The organism is Sphingomonas koreensis, from assembly GCF_002797435.1.
Classification (GTDB): Bacteria; Pseudomonadota; Alphaproteobacteria; order Sphingomonadales; family Sphingomonadaceae; genus Sphingomonas; species Sphingomonas koreensis.
Genome location: NZ_PGEN01000001.1, coordinates 3,043,822 through 3,059,887, shown reverse-complemented (window position 1 = coordinate 3,059,887; position 16,066 = coordinate 3,043,822). Strand labels below are relative to the sequence as shown.

Annotated in this window: 12 protein-coding genes; 1 reads left to right on the top strand and 11 read right to left on the bottom strand. The window is 66.4% G+C overall.

What is annotated here, in order from left to right; genetic code table 11:
* Positions 1 to 3: 3 nt before the first annotated feature.
* Positions 4 to 1,143: an NAD(P)/FAD-dependent oxidoreductase gene (locus BDW16_RS14555; RefSeq protein WP_066573012.1), complete on the bottom strand. Its 1,140-nt coding sequence runs from the start codon at positions 1,141 to 1,143 to the stop codon at positions 4 to 6.
* A 114-nt stretch (positions 1,144 to 1,257) separates the two neighbouring features.
* Here BDW16_RS14555 and BDW16_RS14550 point away from each other — a divergent pair, with 114 nt between their 5' ends.
* Positions 1,258 to 2,163, top strand: a complete 906-nt coding sequence (locus tag BDW16_RS14550) for a LysR family transcriptional regulator (RefSeq protein WP_066573010.1) — start codon at positions 1,258 to 1,260, stop codon at positions 2,161 to 2,163.
* Here the strand turns inward: BDW16_RS14550 and BDW16_RS14545 are convergent.
* From BDW16_RS14545 to BDW16_RS14500, 10 genes are all read right to left on the bottom strand, one after another.
* Positions 2,160 to 3,578, bottom strand: coding sequence for a CapA family protein (locus BDW16_RS14545; RefSeq protein ID WP_277600053.1), 1,419 nt, complete (start codon positions 3,576 to 3,578; stop codon positions 2,160 to 2,162). The genes BDW16_RS14550 and BDW16_RS14545 overlap by 4 nt on opposite strands.
* Positions 3,575 to 4,852, bottom strand: coding sequence for a M20/M25/M40 family metallo-hydrolase (locus BDW16_RS14540; protein WP_066573003.1), 1,278 nt, complete (start codon positions 4,850 to 4,852; stop codon positions 3,575 to 3,577). The genes BDW16_RS14545 and BDW16_RS14540 overlap by 4 nt, the downstream gene beginning before the upstream one ends.
* A gap of 258 nt (positions 4,853 to 5,110) precedes the next feature.
* The gene (locus tag BDW16_RS14535) at positions 5,111 to 5,698 is read right to left on the bottom strand and encodes an RNA polymerase sigma factor (protein ID WP_066573001.1); all 588 of its coding nucleotides are present in this window, start codon (positions 5,696 to 5,698) and stop codon (positions 5,111 to 5,113) included.
* Between the two features lie 83 nt (positions 5,699 to 5,781).
* Complete coding sequence (locus BDW16_RS14530) at positions 5,782 to 7,341, bottom strand: serine hydrolase domain-containing protein (RefSeq protein ID WP_066572999.1); 1,560 nt, start codon at positions 7,339 to 7,341, stop codon at positions 5,782 to 5,784.
* Between the two features lie 17 nt (positions 7,342 to 7,358).
* The gene (locus BDW16_RS14525; protein WP_066572996.1) at positions 7,359 to 10,064 is read right to left on the bottom strand and encodes a TonB-dependent receptor plug domain-containing protein; all 2,706 of its coding nucleotides are present in this window, start codon (positions 10,062 to 10,064) and stop codon (positions 7,359 to 7,361) included.
* 242 nt (positions 10,065 to 10,306) lie between these two features.
* Complete coding sequence (locus BDW16_RS14520; RefSeq protein WP_066572993.1) at positions 10,307 to 10,684, bottom strand: YdbL family probable chaperone protein; 378 nt, start codon at positions 10,682 to 10,684, stop codon at positions 10,307 to 10,309.
* Positions 10,684 to 10,893 (bottom strand): YnbE family lipoprotein, encoded by a 210-nt coding sequence (locus BDW16_RS14515; RefSeq protein ID WP_066573873.1) that lies wholly within the window; start codon positions 10,891 to 10,893, stop codon positions 10,684 to 10,686. Before BDW16_RS14515 ends, BDW16_RS14520 begins: the two co-directional genes overlap by 1 nt.
* A gap of 11 nt (positions 10,894 to 10,904) precedes the next feature.
* Entirely contained in the window at positions 10,905 to 14,054 is a 3,150-nt protein-coding gene (locus BDW16_RS14510) for an intermembrane phospholipid transport YdbH family protein (RefSeq protein WP_066572990.1), read from the bottom strand.
* A gap of 183 nt (positions 14,055 to 14,237) precedes the next feature.
* A complete protein-coding gene (locus BDW16_RS14505) occupies positions 14,238 to 15,272 on the bottom strand; it encodes a hypothetical protein (RefSeq protein ID WP_125958802.1) in 1,035 nt (344 codons plus the stop codon).
* A gap of 13 nt (positions 15,273 to 15,285) precedes the next feature.
* Positions 15,286 to 16,059, bottom strand: coding sequence for a hypothetical protein (locus tag BDW16_RS14500; RefSeq protein ID WP_066572986.1), 774 nt, complete (start codon positions 16,057 to 16,059; stop codon positions 15,286 to 15,288).
* Positions 16,060 to 16,066: the final 7 nt, after the last annotated feature.

Sequence of the window (16,066 nt, the reverse complement as noted above, 5' to 3'; positions counted from 1 at the left end):
CGATCAGCCGAACAGCCGCTCCGGCCGGATCTGGTCCGGCCTGACGCCTTGCGCCGCCAACGCTTCCGGCCAGGGCAGATCGAACATCAGCGCTTCGGTAGCCATCGCCATGGCAGGCGCGGTCTGGAGCCCATAGCCGCCCTGCCCGGCCAGCCAGAAAAACCCTTCCGCATCGGGCGAGAAACCCGCGGTCGGCACCTTGTCGGCGACGAAGCTGCGCAGGCCCGCCCAACGCGTGCTGACCCGGCCGACATTGAGCGTAGTCGCCTCCTCGACCCGCCATGCCGCGAGCGCGATCTCATACTCATCGGGCTGCACGTCGCACGGCTCGACCGGGGTGACGTCCATCGGCGAAGCCAGCAGCAGTCCCGCATCGGGCAGCATGTAGAAGCCCTCATCGGCGACGGTCTTGAGGAACGGCCAGCCGGAGACGTCGAGCCCGGGCGGCGGCGCAAAGCCGATGATCGTTCGGCGCAGCGGCTGAAGGCCCAGCGGCCGGACTCCCGCCATGCCCGCGACGACGTCGGCCCAGGCCCCGGCCGCGTTGACGATGGTCCGCGCGGCATAAGAGCCGGCCGGCGTCTCGACCTCCCAGTCGCCACCCGATCGCACGATCGATGTGACGGGCGCATCGAAAACGACTTCGCCCCCGGCGCGGCGGAACGCGCGGGCATTGGCCTGGAGCAGCGCATCCGCATCGAGCTTGCGCCCGCCGGTGTCGAGCAGGCCGGCGACGACGCCGTCCTCGCCCGTCTTCAGGACCGGGACGATCCCCAGCATCGCTTCCGGCCCTACGCGCGAGATGGTGGTGGTGAACCGGTCCATCTCGACATGCAGCGCCTCGAGCTCCGGCATCGAGTTGCGGTCGGCGATGAACAGAGCAGGCTTGGCGGTCCAGAGCGGTCCGTCGTGATAGTCGGCGGGCGGCGTTGCGAAGAAGTCGCTGCTCGCCGCGGTCATGCCGCGCACTGCATCGTTGCCGATCCCGAAATGATAGAAGGTCGCGCTACGCCCCGACGAATGATAGCCGAGTGCGGATTCGCGTTCGAGGACGATGGTTTCCGCATGCTGCGCGATCCGGGCCGCCGCAGATATCCCCGCGATGCCACCGCCGATCACAAGGACTTCGACACGTCTGCGCATTGGGGCTCATCTCTCCAGCACTGGCGCTCGCGGCGCCGGTTATCATTCGCGTTCTAAGACGCGGGCTTTGTCGTTAAGCGAACCCGGCGGACGATGAAACAAGGCGGAAGAGCAATGGACCTGAAGCATCTCGAGGATTTCGTCAGCCTGTGCGAGACGCGCAGCTTCTCGAGATCGGCGGCCGCGCGCAACGTCACGCAATCCGCGTTCAGCCGTCGCATCCAGGCGCTGGAACTGTGGCTCGGCGCGTCGCTGATCGATCGCAGCACCTTTCCCACCTCGCTGACCGACGAGGGGCGGTCGTTCCGCGAGACTGCGGACGAGGTGCTGAACATGCTGCGGGATGCGCGGGCGGATATGCAGACGCGGCGGCTCCTCTCGCTCAAGACGGTCAGCTTCGCCGCGCTGCATACGCTGGCGCTGAGCGTCTTCCCCGAATGGCTCAAGGACATCGAGCGTATCCTGGGACCGCTCAAGACCGACGTCCTCGCCGACAATTCGCACAATTGCATCCAGTCGCTGGTCGAGGGGAAGAGCGACTTCCTGCTCACCTTCCATCATGACGCAGTGCCGATGTCGCTCGATCCCGAGCGCTTTCCCTTCATCGTGCTGGGCGAGGACCGGCTGCTCGCCGCGTCGCGCTGCGAGAACGGCAAGCCGCTGTTCACGCTCGACGGCGAAGCGTCGCTGATGGCCTATGGCCCCAACTCGTTTCTCGGCCGGCTGAGCAATCATGCAGCGCGGGTCTTCGGCGTCCAGCTGCTGACCAGCCATGTCAACGACAATGCCGTGGCGGAAATCCTGAAGGCGATGGTACTGGCGGGGCATGGCATCGCATGGCTGCCCGAAAGCCTGATCCGCCGCGAACTGGCGAGTGGCTATCTCTACGATCTGGGCGCGGACGTGCGGATGCAGATCCGCATGTACCGGTCGGCCGATCGCACGCGGCAATCGGTCGACCAGGTGTGGAAGGCGGCAAGCGCCCTGCCCGCGATGGGCAGCGGAGCGCGGCCCGCCTAGTTCGGCTTGCCGCCCGCCGGCACGAGGCGGATCACGCCGACGCCATTCTCGATCCGGATCGTCGTGCCGAGCGGCGCCGACAAGGTACGCAGCCGCTCGAGGATCCGGTCGCCATGCGCGCGCGATGCCATGCGCGGCACGCCGCGATCCGCACCCTTGATCTCGACGCCCAGATCAATCGGATAGAGCCTGATCTCGGACACCTGCCCGCCGGAATAGCGCGATACGGCGATCACCGATTCATAGAGATTGGGGTCGGAGAAGGCACGCGTGTTGCGCGCCTGGAGCAGTTCGGGAACGGTCCCGCTTTCCGGATCGACGCCGAACTGATCGTACATGTCGGGCGCGACGACATCGAGCGAGTTGTTCATCATCGCGAAGTTGCCGAGCGAGTAGAAGATCGGCTTGCCCTTGTAGATCTCGATCCCGCGCAGCTGATGCGGGCCATGGCCCATATAGGCGTCCGCACCCGCATCGATCGCCTTGCGCGCGAGTTCGATCGCGAAGTCGGCCGGCTCCTGAAAATCATTGCCCGGCTCGTGATTATGGACCGAGTAGATCACGAAATTGCCGTTCTGCTTCGCCTGGCGGATCGCGCGCAGGTTTGCCGCCAGGTCAGCCGCGTTCATCGTGTAGCGATAGTCGAGATGCCTGCCGCCGGTCGCGCCCGGCGCGAAGCGGTTGCCGAACAGCGTCACGGCGTCGCCCTTGCGGCCGTCGGTTCGCAGCGGCGACTTGGCCGCGATCGCCGCGAGCGTCTCAAGCTGCTCGGCGCTGACCAGAGCGGTGCGGACGGTGCGCAGGGTGTTGGCGCCCGGACGCCCCGCCACCTCGCCATAGCCGTCGCTCGCGCGCGACATCGGGGTGAAGGTCGAGGTCGCCGAGACGATCGCGACGCGCCCCTTGGGCGCATCGAGATAGCGCGGCGCCCGCGCCGCGCTCATGCTCGGGCCGGTCCCCGACCAGACAAGCTTGGCGTCGGTGAGGCGGCGACCGGTTTCGGCCATCCCCTCCACGCCCCAGTCGGTCGAATGGTTGTTGGCGTGGCTGACGATGTCGAAACCGAGACCGGCGACGTCTTCTGGAACACCCGGATCGGCGAGGATCCAGGTCCCGCCCGATTCCGCCTGCGCCACCCCCTTGGTCGTTGCGAGATCGAGCACCGTCATCTCGAAATTGCCGAACGTCACGTCCGCCCCGCGCAGCAGCCGAACCATGTCCGGGCTGCGCGCCTCGAGCGTCGCCAGCATCGGGCGCAGATAGATGAGGTCGCCGACCGCGGCGAGCGTGAACTCCCCGGCGATCGGCGTGGTCGGAACCGGCGTGGTGACCAGCGGCTCCTGTGCCGGAACGGCGGTGAGCGGGAGCATGGCCGCAGCGGCCAGCAGCGCGACGCGGACCATGGCTGCGCTCACTTGGCGCCGGCCGCCGCCAGAAGGATGCCGAGGCCGACCGACATGCCCTGCACGCTCGCGCCCTTCTCGACATCGATCCACTCGTCGAGCGAATGGGCACGATCGCCCTTGCCACCCGAACCGATCGTGATCGCCGGGATTCCGAGGCTCATCGGCAGGTTGGAATCGGTCGAGGAGAAGGACGCGGCGGGTTTCATGCCCTTGGCGGTGATCACCGCGGTCGCGATCTGCACGATCTCGGCCGTTGCCGGGGTGCTGCCCGCCGGCCGGTCGCCGATCATCTTAAGATCGGCAGTGATCTTGCCTTCCCGGGTACTGCGCGCGGCATTCTCGGCATCGACGCTCGCCTGGACGATCGCCTTGAACCGGGCTTCCACCTTGGCGAGTTCGGCCGGGTTTTCCGAACGCATGTCGAACTCGACGAAGATCTCGTTGGGGATCGAGTTGACCGAGGTGCCGCCGCCGGTGACGCTGGCAGCATAAGTCGTCTTAGGCGTCTTCGGCACCGGGATGGTGTAGAAGTCGGTGACGGTGCGGCCGGCCGCGACCATCGGGTTCACCAGCCCGAACGCACCGTAGCTGTGGCCGCCCGGCCCTTTATAGGTCACGCGATAGCGTTTCGATCCGACCCCGCCGGTGACGATCCGCTCCGGGTTCGTCCCGTCCATCGACATGAACGCGCGCACGCGATCCTTGTACTTGCCCTTGGTGAAGAGATAACGGACCCCGCGCAGATCGCCCGGCCCCTCCTCCCCGACATTGCCGACGAACAGGATGTCGTACTTGGTCTTGATCGCATTGGCCTTCAGCGCGCGCGCATAGGCGAGCAGCACGGCGAGGCTGCGTGTGTCGTCGCCGATGCCGGGGGCATGAAGGCGTGTTCCCTCGCGACGCACCTTCACATTGGTCTCTTCCGGGAACACCGTGTCGAGATGCGCGGCCAGCACGATCACCGGACCGCCTGCCGGACCGGTGCCACGATGGAGGCCCATCGCATTGCCCTCGGCATCGATCTCGACATCGGTGAGCCCGGCTTCGGCAAGCATCTCGCGATAGGCTGCAGCACGCTTCGCCTCCTTGAACGGCGGCGCCGGAATCTCGGTCAGCTTGACGATCTCCTCCACGATCCGGTCATGCTCGCGATCGAGCTGCGCGGCGGCGGCGCGATAGGATGCGCTCGCCAGCGTCGCCTTGGCGACCTTGTCCCCCGGCGTGGCCGAAGCGGTCGCGCTTCCGGCCGCCAGAAGAAGGGCGAGGGTTGCGAGAGAAGTCATGGTAGAACCTTTCGTGAAGCCGGTCGTCGCAATGCTAGAGCATCGGGTGGAATATTTCCCGCGCGAGTTCGCAACTGCCGAGTACGTTCGTCTAATCGGAATCGACGCGGTGAAGGGCGCAGCATATGCAGAGAGGCACAGGCCAGGACGGAACTGCGTGATCGATCCCGAAACCTTCGAAGCGCTGGTCGCACGGATCACGGCGGACACGCCGCTGCCCGATACCGCGCTACCGGACCTGACGGACGATCCCGAAACCTATGCATGCGCTTGCGAGCTCGATGTCATCTGGCGCCTGACCGGCGAACTGAAACCGCCGCCATCGGATACCGGCTCGGCGTGATCGCCATACAGGAACGGGCGAAGCCGCTCCTGCAGATGTGCCATCGCGGTGACCATGTGCTTCTGCACCATCCGCGTCGTGATCGACAGGCGTGCGGCGACGTCCGGTGTCGCCATGTCGTGGCGGCGGCGGAGCAGGAACACCTCGGCGCAGCGCGGTGACAGCTCGGCGAGCGCGGCATGATAGGCACGCTCCAGATCGGCGAGACGGCGTCCCTGCTCCTGCGATGCTTCCATGGCGAGGCAGCTTTCGGCCACGCCATCGATATCAACGGAATTGGTCAGCGGCGTGCGCCGCCTTCCCTGATCGATGATCACGTTCAGCGCGACGCGGCACAGATAGCCCAGAGGATTGACGATCATCTGATCCCGGCAAGCCGAATGAAACTTCAGGAATGATTCCTGAACCACGTCATCGACATCGCCCCGGTTACTGACCCTTGCCGCAACGAACAGACGCAACCGCACTTCCAGTTCTTTGAAAGTTTGTTGCGCATACTCCATATCCGAATGCTGCCGCGTTGCGGCGGGAGCGTCCAATGCCGATGTCGAAAGGGGTATTCGGAATTTGCATAACGCCGATGCCCTTACGGAACCCGGGAAAATTTGACGTTGCGCGCGCGCTCGATGCTGACCGTGAGCGAGACCACCCGGCCGGCCGCATCGCGCTGAAACCGGAATGTGGCCCCGTCGCCCTGAAAGGCATCGCGATAGACGGGTTTCAGCACCTGCTGAAAATCCGGGCGGTCGCGGATGCGCCAGGCCAGGCCCCCGGCGCCGGGTTCGATCCGGTAGGCCGCGCCGACCTCGTCGCTGGCATAGCTTCCGGCATAGTCGGCCAACTTCACCGTGTTGGCGACGACCGGTTCGGTGCGGAGATACACTGCGAGGTTGCCGTCGCGACCGGTCAATTCGATCCGGTCGTCCGAAACGATCCGGCTCTCATTCGCGCGGAAACGCCCGGCGTCCAGCGGTGCGCCCGACGCCTGATCGACGAACAGCCCTTCGGGCATCGTGGCCACGCGTTCGGGATCGGGCGGACCCGGCAGGAACAGCGCCGCCACCTGGCGTCCCATTCCGGTATCGGCGTTGGCGGCATTGCAGAGCAGCGCCACCGACAATTTCTGCGCCGGATAGCGGCCCAGCCATGCGCGGTAGCCGGCGGTCGCCCCCGAATGGGCGATCTCCTCGGTGCCCTTGAAGGTATAGTTGAACAGGCCACGGCCATAGGTGATCTTGCGGCCGTCGCGCAGCGTGCCGCGTTCGGAGAGCTTGGTCGTCACGAACTTGCCGAGCTTGCCGCTGTCGAGCGCCTGGTTCCAGATCTGGAGATCGCCGACCGTCGTCAGCAGGCCGCCATTGCCATAGGCATCCTCGAACGGCATGTCCTGTTCGTAGCCGCCGCCCTTGCGGTCATAGGCTTGCGCACGGCCCGGCACGATGCGCCGGAAATTGTCGCGCCATTGGGTGTGGGCCATGCCGAGCGGCACGAAGAAGGTCTCTCGGCTATAGTCAGCGAGCGACTTGCCGCTGACCCGCTGCACGATCTCGGTCAGCAGGTTGTAGCCTGTGTTGGTGTAGCTCGATTCCGCGCCAGGCCGGTAGTTGAGCGCCTTCTGCCTGGCGGCGATGGCCAGGAAATCGTTCTGGGTGTTGATGCGCGTGCTGCGCGGCCAGCCGGCAAGACCGAGGATCGCGCCCCAGTCCCGCAACCCGCTGGTATGGTTGAGCAGTTGATCGACGGTGATGACCTGACCGTAATCGGGCAGCTCGGGAATGATCGTCCGCACATCGGTATCGAGCTTGAGCTTGCCCGCATCGACCAGCGCGAGCGCCGCCGCCGCCGTGAACTGTTTCGACACCGACCCCGCCTCGAACACCGTATCTGCCGAGTTGCGGATGCCGTGCTCGAGGTCCGCCATGCCATAGGCGCGGGTCAGCACCCGCTGCCCGGCCCGGTCCACCGCCACCGCACAACCCGGTGCGGTGTCCGAATTGAACGTCGCGAAGATCGGATCCACCTGCACGGCGGTGACCGGCGCCGCGGACTGGGCGGTGGCGGGCATGGCAGCCAGCACCGCGACGCCGGTCGCGAGGGCAACGCCCCCGCGGATCGATCCTTTGAGGGCCGGGCCAGATGAGCTCATGACAATTCCCCTGCGCGTCAGAACCGGATCTTCGCCGTGGTCGAGAAGTAGCGGCCGATCTGGTCATAGTGGATCTGGCCGGTCGTCGTCAGCGGCGGATCGACATCGAACAGGTTGTTGACGTTGAGCGACAGCGTCAGCTTGTCGACCGTCACCCGCGCGCCGAGGTCGACATAGGTCCGCGCCTTGATCGCGTTGTTCTCCAGATCCTTCAGCGCGCTATTCCACATGCCGCCAGCGACATAGCGCAGGCGCGCATCGACGCTCAGCGTCTGATCCTGATAGGTCAGGCTGCCGCTCGCGCGCCATTTCGGCGTGCCGAACGGAAGCGCTTCGCCGACCTCACCCGCATATTCGATCTTGCTGACGCCATCGTCGGTGGTGAGGCTGGGGACATAGGTCGCGAGGCCGCGGAACTTGAGCGTGCCCGGCCATGCGGCCGACAGCTTGCTGAGCGGCAGATTGTACGACGCCTCGAAATCGATGCCGTGGGTCTTGTATTCGGCGAGATTCACGAACGTCGCGAAGATGTGCGCGATCTTGTTGTCGCTGCCGCGGACGATCTGCCCGCACAATGCGGTATTGCCGTTGGCGCAGCGCGTGATGATGTCCTGGCCGCTCAGCGTCGAGATGGCGCCCTTGATGCGGATATCGAAATAGTCGACCGACAGGCTGAGGCCCGGAACGGAGGAGGGCGACCAGGTCACGCCGGCCGTGGTCGTCTCGCCGATCTCGGGGTCCAGTGCCTGGTTGCCGCCGCCATAGGTGATGATCTCGTAGCTGCCGTTCGCCCCGTCGGCGACGGTCGACCGGGTGGTCGAACGGTTGGTGAACAATTCGCTGAGACTGCCCGAACGAATGTCGCGCGAACGCGAAACGCGCAGCAGCAACTCGCTGTATACGCGGTTGGTCAAGCCCAGCTTCCACGAATTGACGCTGCCGGTGTTGCTATAGTGGCTGTACCGGCCCGCGGCGCTGAATTCGAGCTTGCTGAAATCCTGATCGAGCAGCGGCACCGCGACTTCGGCAAAGCCCTCCTTGACGTTGAAGCCGCCATTGAGCTCGGAGAAGTTGAAGGTCGTGAAGCCCCGCGCGGCGGAGATCGGATCGAGGCCGCTGGATTCGATCGATTCCCAGCGCGCCTCCGCACCGATCGCGACCGACACCGGCCCCGCCCAGAGCGAGAAGGGATCGCCGCGCAGGCTGATCGCCGCCGTATCGAGCTTGGTCGTGTTGCGGACATGCGCCGTATTCGAAAAGGCATAGGCGACCGCCGCCGGATCGGCATTGCCCTCACCGAAGACGTTGAGCGGACGGCATGCGGTGGCAGGGTCGGTCAGTGCCACGCGGCAGATCGGCGCGCCGGTCACCGGATGCGCGACGACATCGATCGCCCGCGTGAAGTTCGCATCGACCTTCTGGTTCAGATAGCCGCGATCGTCGATCAGCTGACCATGGCCGTAATAGGCGCTGTACCGCCACTTCCCGCCGCCGAACGATCCGTCGATGCCGATCGCGGCATCGATCGTCTCACGCGTGTAGCCGAAGGTGCGATAGCCATAATCCTCGAACACGCGGCCCATGCGGAAGCTGGTCTGGTTCGCCGCGATCAGCCGGTCGCGCACCGCCTTGGGCAGGAAGGGGTTGTCGCGCGAGACCGTGATGCTGCTGCCGCCGCGATTGCTCTCGGCATAGAAGGGATATTCGGCCCACATCCGCGAGTAGCTGCCATCGACCCACAGCTTCGCGTCACCCAGTTCGAAGCTGGCGCGGGCATAGCCGTTCAGCCGCTGATAGGGCGCCGACAGCGCGGTCTCGTCGCGCAAGCTGGTACCCTCGCCGCCGACCATCGAGGAGCCATCGTTCGGGCTGCCGAAGCGGAACGGACGCAGTGTGCCGTCGCGCTCGAAGGTCTGCCCGGCCAGCACGCCGGTGGTGATCAGGCCGCCGACACTGGCGTTGGAGTAGTTCACGTCCTGCGCGATCACCCGCCCGCCGCCCGGCTTGGAGAACAGCGTCGTGCTGCCGAGATTCGGGCGGGAATCGCGGTCGAGCACACCTTCGTCGTTCATATACTGAACGCCGATCATGAAGTGGCCCGCGCCATCGGCGAACTTCGTCCCGAAGCTCGCATCGAAGCCGTAGCGGAACGCGTCCTCGCGCGACGAGACGCCGCTCTGCGCGCCGATCGTCAGCCCCTCCAGCTTCTCGTTGAGCAGGATGTTGACCACGCCGCCCACGGCGCCTGAGCCCCAGGCCGCCGATGCGCCGCCGGTGACCACCTCGACCCGGCTGATCAACCCCTGGGGCACGGTGTTGAGATCGCCGGCGCCGGTGAAGCGGCGGCCGTTGAGCAGGGTCAGCGTGCGCGTCGTGCCGAGGCCGCGCAGATCGGCGGGCGAAGAGCCCGAGGCGGTGCCCGAGAAGTTTGTGACAGGCGAGGTAGAGGCCCGGAACTGGGGCAGATCGTTCAGCACCTGCGCAATGCTCGGGCGATCGCCCTGCAGCAGCGCGTCGCCGCTCAACACCGTGGTCGGCGTCGGCGCGTCGAAGCCGGCGCGATCGATGCGCGATCCGGTGATGACGAGTTCCGCGGGCGCCTCGTCCTCCGCAGCATCGGCCGCCTGCGCTGCCGCATCACCGCTGGACTGAGCCCGGGACGGCGCCGCGGCGATGGCGAGGCCGCAGGCCGTGGTCAGAAACAGCAGATCCCGAGTTTTCATGTCTTCCCCCTGATAGACCTTCGGTCAGAAGCTCTTTTCGTTGAGGGATAGACGCCGCCGCGGCGGCTTTACGAATGTCGGCGGGAAACTTTTTTGCAATCCAGCCGCGCTGCGTGGAACGGACCATCACGAGTCAGTCGAACTGGCGGCCACTTGTTGCGAGACTGGCGCAAAGGGCATGGCGCCCGCGCCACGGTCAGCCGGAAATTCCGACCGCCGGTACCGGGTCCGTATGCGCCCGCTCAGAGGCAGCGGGGATCCCTCACCGGGGGCTCGCTGCCGCGCGTCAGCCAGCGGCCGTCGGGCGCACGATACTTCTCGCCCGGCGCGGTGCGGGCGATGAGGTTGCAGCCGGTGACGAACGCCATCTGCTCGACCGTGGAGCTCGCCGCCGCCTGCTGGGTGTACTGGCGCTTCCGCTGGATGTTGATGTTGTTCACGATCGCCTGAAGCTCGGGCGTCGCGACGCCGACGATGCCGAGATAGCCGTCGGGCTGCTCGCCGACGAGCCCGGCCTGGCGCGCCGCCTGATAGGCGGGATCGCGCTGAGCGGAGGCGGGAACGACCAGCGTGGCGGTCAGCGCCGCCGCGAAGCCGAAGGTGGAAAGCAGGTTGCGCATCAGAAGATTCCCGGATTGTCCTGAATGATGGCCTTCGCCTTGTTGTCGAGACGATAGACCACTTCCTGGGTGATCGAAATGTTGAGGTTGATGACGATCGGCTTGTCGGGCGCCGTCACGTTGACACAGCCGCCCGCGACCACCGCGGGAGCCACCCCGAGATATCCAAGCCATCGCGGCAACGCCTGTGTCTTGCTTCGTAGCTGCATATACTTGCCTTTCATGGGACGGGGCCGCTTTCGCGAGGCTGAACGGCGGGTTTGGCGGCTTCCTCTGCACGTTTCTGTTCCTCGATCAACGAGGGCAGGTTGCGTTCGATCAGCCGGCTGGGATCGTACCAGGACTGAACCGAGTCCATCAGCTGGCGGAAGGGCGCGCTGATCCGGACGTTGAACACGAAGGGTAGTTTCGCGAGCCTGCGGATCAGGAAATTCGACTGGGTTCCCTCGCCCTGGCTCACGCCGGAAAAGCTGACGTCGGTGACCATCTCGCCGGCCAGTGGTCCATTCATCCGGAGGCTGAGATTCCGGTAGTTCAGCGATTTCAGCGCCTGGAACGCCATATTGCCCCAAAAACCGACATCCTGCCGCGATATCTCGCCAACATAGGCGATGCGCCCGCCTGACCGCGCGCGAAGCTCCCCGCTCTCGATCCGGCCGCCCTTCGCGTCGAAGATCATCGGGAGCGTGCCGTCGAACGTGCCCGTGGCATCGAGATTGTCGAACGCCATTTCCTTGAGGAACAGGGCCGCATCGACGCCCTTCACGTGGAAGGTCATCCGCCGTTCCTGCGTCTCGTCGAAATCGAGGATGGTGGGATCGAGGATCAGCTCGCCCCCGGCGAAGGGCCAGCGTCCCCCTTCCACCTCCACACGGCGGGCATCGAGCAGCCGATAGCGCAGCGCCCCGTCGCGAACCGGAACGCCCGGGTTGATCTCGGCCATCGTGGCCGACTGCCCGGGCGCAGTACGCATGTTGAGGAGATCGGCGAACTCAAGCCGGGTCGTCAGCCCCTGAACCTGGCCGAAGACCGCTGCCAGACTGATCTCGGTCGCGGTGAAGCGGCCCGTGCTTGTCACCGTCTCGCCCGACCAGTCGAACCGGCCACTGCCAGCAACCAGCCCGTCCACATCGGCGATCACGCCATAGGTGAGCGCGGTCAGCTCATTGGGTTGCAGCCCTTCGGTCTGGAAACGAATGCCGGGGATATCGAGCAGCGCATGCCCTGCCCCCAGCGTCAGATCATGCGCCAGCGTCACGCTTCCCACCGTCAACTGGCGCTTGGGGCTGACAAGCCCGGCCTGTGCGGTGATCTTGCCGTCGTTCAGCCGCAGGGTCGCGTCGGGAGCCTGCAACGGTTCGAAGCGGGGCTGGGGCTCGGTGTCGGAAAGCGTGAAGGCGCCGCGAAGCGAGAGATCGCCCTTCTCGATCCGCCAGTTCCCCTTGCCGTTCGATAGCGCCAGCGGCACGGCGCCGATGCGGCCGTTGAGCGCTTCGAAGTCGCCGCCCGGCCCCGCGCGGAAATCGCCGGCGAGCTGACCGATGTCCAGGCGCGTCGCCTGATCGGCGCCCAGGCGCACCGCAGCATTGGCGATCGCAAAGCGGCTGGCGGCGAGGTCGATCTGCGCCGCATCCGCCGCGAGGGTGAGAGGGCTGTCCCCGACCCTGCCCTTGAGCTCAGGCTTCAGGGTGCGAATACCGCCAGCGAGCCCCTGTGGACTCCACCGGATCATCGCCGCGCCGACAGGACAGAGTGAGAGGCTGTCCCCCGCCAGCGCCATGCCCGCAGCAGCGATGCGCGCAAAGCCGATCGCGGCGCATGCCGGGTTCACTTCGACCATCTGCGCGTTCCAGCGCAACAGCAGCGGCATCGATAGCCCGTCCACGCGCCCGTCGCCGAGCGGGCCCGACAGGGTCATCGTCGTCCGAACTTCACCCGCTTTGCCCCGCCACCTGAAATCAAGGTCGGAGAGTGCGAGCTGGGCGGGGCCCGCCCGATAGGGGCGGACGGTACCGGTGCCGCGAAGCTCATCGCTTCCCGGCCGCCGTATGAGCTTCAGCACCGCTTCCGGGAGACCGCCGCCGCCGAGCGAAAGCTGTCCGGCAAGATCGACCCCGCCGTCGCGCAGGTCCAGTCCCAACCCCGTACCCCGATCGAAACGCAGACGTGCGCCGGAATGCGCGGCAAGATCGAACCGCCGCACGCGAAGCGCGCTCCTGTCGCCGCGCATGGCCAGTTCGACGGTCGCGGTACCGCCGAAGCCGCGACCGGCATCCCGCAAGGCAAGCGCGAGCTGCCGGATCAGGGGTGCCGCCGGCGTGCCCTGGGCGGTGTCGGCATAGCCCGCGACCCGGCCGATCAGAGAAGCGGGCAACGCCGCGCGCTGAACAGCGGCCTCGCCCTCGAAAGCGGTGGTTTCGCCGATCGAATAGTGGCCGGATATCGCCGTCGAGCCGGCACTGATTTCCGGCGACGAGACTGTGCCGGAGCGAAGCGTGACCGCGCCGGCCGTACGGCTGCGGTCGCCATCGAAGCCGATATGGCCCCTCAGCCGGCTCAACCGGCCCCGGGGCGATGCCATCGCCGACACACCAAGGCCGGCACTGCCCCTCCAGCGCGCCAGCGAGGCATCGAGCGCAGCCTTGATGTCGAACCGTGCCTGTGCGGCACGTATATCTGCGCAGGCGATCCGAACCGCCCGGGCCGGCCCGTCAAAGCCCGGCGCGCCATCCTTGATGCGGACCCGCATCGTCGCGGCGACATCGTCCAGCGTGCAGCCAGCGATACCAAGTCGGGCCGAGCGGGCACGCAGCGTGCCGGCGAACCCGTCGGTCAGCATCCCCCTCCCGCTCAGGCCGAGCATGACCCGGCCATCGCCGGTATCAAGCCGGAACCGGGCGTCGGCGACATCGACGATCAGGCGCGGCAGTGCGAACGGCTTGCCGGACGGTGGCGGCAAGAGCCGGTCCAGCGACCCCAGCGAGAGCACACCTTTCACGATGCGCCCCTTCGCCTGCACCTGGCCCGCCTTCGCGACCAGCACCTCGGCGCGCCAGGGAGTGAGCGAGGTGCGAAGCTCGATCCAGTCCGCGACGAGATCCGGATCGCGAGGATCGCCGATCGATACATTGACCAGCCGTTGCCGCCAGGGCGAAAGCTGCTCGATCTCGTACCGGGCGGGAACGCCGCGTCTGGCCAGTTCGCTATCGACGAAGCTGCGCGCGATCGTGCGCCGCTGCAGCCAGGCGGCCCCGGCGACCACGGCCGTGAGCACCAGCAGGCCGACGATCGCACGACGCCAACGCCATGCTGCGCCCGAAGCAGGTGCACGCTCGTTTCCGACGCTCGCCTTTTCTTCGCTAGGCCCCACGCACGCTCCAACCCGCAGGCGCCCTCGTGATTGCGGCGCTGCGATCCTCTAGAGCATCTCTATCCCGCAAAGGTTCCTTCAGAGGCAAGCAATCGAGCGGGGCTGCCGCAATTCCCCGCTCCAGGCGATGTCCCGGTGCCGGGCCGGGCGGCCGCTTTCGCCGCGATTGACAGAGGCTCCGCTTTAATACTCCTTTGCGACCAGCACCGAATTGTCTGTCGCGTCTGTGATCGTCACCTTGCGGAATGCTGCCCGGATCGCGGACTGGTCGATGCCCTTCACGAAACTGGAGCCCGCCGGAGCGAAGGTCACCGCCACGATCACCTTACGCTCGCGGTTGCGCTGGGCAAAATCGGCGGCGCGCTCACGCGTCATCGCGATCGCCGGCAGCATCGCACGCGACTTGTAGTCCGGCAGCCCGCCCATGCCGCGATCGACGTCGCCGAAGACCACCCACCATTGCGACTGGCGCTGGAACTTGTAGACTTTCGTGCGGTCCGCGGAGGCGCATTGCGGCGCAACCAGCGAGGCCTGGAAATGGTTGATCGCCTGCCCGCTGCGGTCACTCCATAGTTCTACATTCGCGCCGTCGAAATAGGGATCGATGCTCTCGACATCGCCCGGCTTCAAGGTCGTCGCCTTGCTAAGCGATCCGAGCTGAAACGTGCCACGCTCGGCATTCCACTCCCCAAGCGTCGCGGAGAAATGGAGTGTCATGTCGCGGGGCTGAGTTGCGGCCCAGCGCTTGAGTTCGTCGCGCGCGCGCGTCAGGCCCATCTTGCCACGATCGCGATTGCCGAACTCGCCGGCCAGATCCTCGCTCAGTTCGATACCCCGCGCGCATGAGCGTATCGCCGCGTACCAAACCCAGATCGGCTCGAAGGCTTCGGTGACACGGCTATCGTTCGCGACAGCCCATAACGTGAAGGGAACCGTGTTGAGCATTCCCTGCCGTGCCCGACGGATGGCCTGGTCATCGAGCTGCTCGCCCGACCCGGCATAGACGTCGCGATCCCAGTCGGCCGGCATCCAGCTCGCCGGGACGATGAGGCCCGCCTGATCACCGGCCGACGGCTCCGGGTTGGTGGCGACAGCCGAGCCCGCCACATCGTTCCCGGACGCCACGCCGGCATTGTCGGCCGCCGGCGGCGCTTCACCGCCACCGCAACCGGCCATGAGTAGCGCAAAGCCCAATGTTCCTGCCCGTATCGGAGTCATCGTCCCCTCCCAGTCACGATTGCGTCGCGTCGCCCGCCGCTTGGGCGAGCGGATTGCGAAGAATGCCGAGGCCCGCCGCGATCAAGGCCGCGCCGACAAGCAGGAGCAACCAGGTGCCGAGGCCAATGCTGATGACGGACCCCATCTGCGCGCGCGCGAACGAGGGTATCGCCGACAGCACTGCCGATCTGAACAGGAAAACCAACATGCCCGCCAGGATCGCGCTAGCGCCAGCGACCAGCATCGGCAATCGTTCCTTCCTGCCTTGCCAGGCTGCCCAGATCAGCCACAGCGCAGCAAGCGGCGCGGCAAAGCGCAGCACGAGCAGCGCTTCCAGCGCCCCGAGTCCAGACCCGCCCCGCTCGCCCATCATCCGTGCCGCCATCGCCGACGGAACGCGGATCGTATCGGCAGCTTCCCCCAGCCCGAACAGCGAATAGCTTTGCGCCGGTGATGAGATGGCGGTCAGCAGGCAGGCCGCCAACAGCAAGAGCGCAAAGGGTAGTGCGAGCGACTGCGTGAACAATGCGCCGAAGCGCGCGCCGCCCGGCGATGCGGACAGGCTCGTCAGATCGACGCTGAGGTTGCCGAGCGCGGCCATGGCAGCACCGGAAACCGGATAGACCTCCGATGCGGCGGCGCCATTGCTCTCGAAATCGACTGCCAGGCCCGGCGTAGGCGGTCTCTCCCCCCGCCAATCCGCCGCGGTGAACTTGTAGCGCGAGCCGTCCTCGGCGGAGATGGCACCGCCATCGCGCTCGCTAAAGCCCAGTATCTTGCCCTTCATGTCGGGG

Bases quoted from the DNA above. Each gene is read 5' to 3' on its own strand.
- BDW16_RS14535 (WP_066573001.1), bottom strand. From the start codon at position 5,698: ATGGAGTATGCGCAACAAACTTTCAAAGAACTGGAAGTGCGGTTGCGT.
- BDW16_RS14520 (WP_066572993.1), bottom strand. From the start codon at position 10,684: ATGCGCAACCTGCTTTCCACCTTCGGCTTCGCGGCGGCGCTGACCGCC.
- BDW16_RS14515 (WP_066573873.1), bottom strand. From the start codon at position 10,893: ATGCAGCTACGAAGCAAGACACAGGCGTTGCCGCGATGGCTTGGATAT.
- BDW16_RS14525 (WP_066572996.1), bottom strand. From the start codon at position 10,064: ATGAAAACTCGGGATCTGCTGTTTCTGACCACGGCCTGCGGCCTCGCC.
- BDW16_RS14540 (WP_066573003.1), bottom strand. From the start codon at position 4,852: ATGACTTCTCTCGCAACCCTCGCCCTTCTTCTGGCGGCCGGAAGCGCG.
- BDW16_RS14555 (WP_066573012.1), bottom strand. From the start codon at position 1,143: ATGCGCAGACGTGTCGAAGTCCTTGTGATCGGCGGTGGCATCGCGGGG.
- BDW16_RS14505 (WP_125958802.1), bottom strand. From the start codon at position 15,272: ATGACTCCGATACGGGCAGGAACATTGGGCTTTGCGCTACTCATGGCC.
- BDW16_RS14530 (WP_066572999.1), bottom strand. From the start codon at position 7,341: ATGAGCTCATCTGGCCCGGCCCTCAAAGGATCGATCCGCGGGGGCGTT.
- BDW16_RS14500 (WP_066572986.1), bottom strand. From the start codon at position 16,059: ATGAAGGGCAAGATACTGGGCTTTAGCGAGCGCGATGGCGGTGCCATC.
- BDW16_RS14550 (WP_066573010.1), top strand. From the start codon at position 1,258: ATGGACCTGAAGCATCTCGAGGATTTCGTCAGCCTGTGCGAGACGCGC.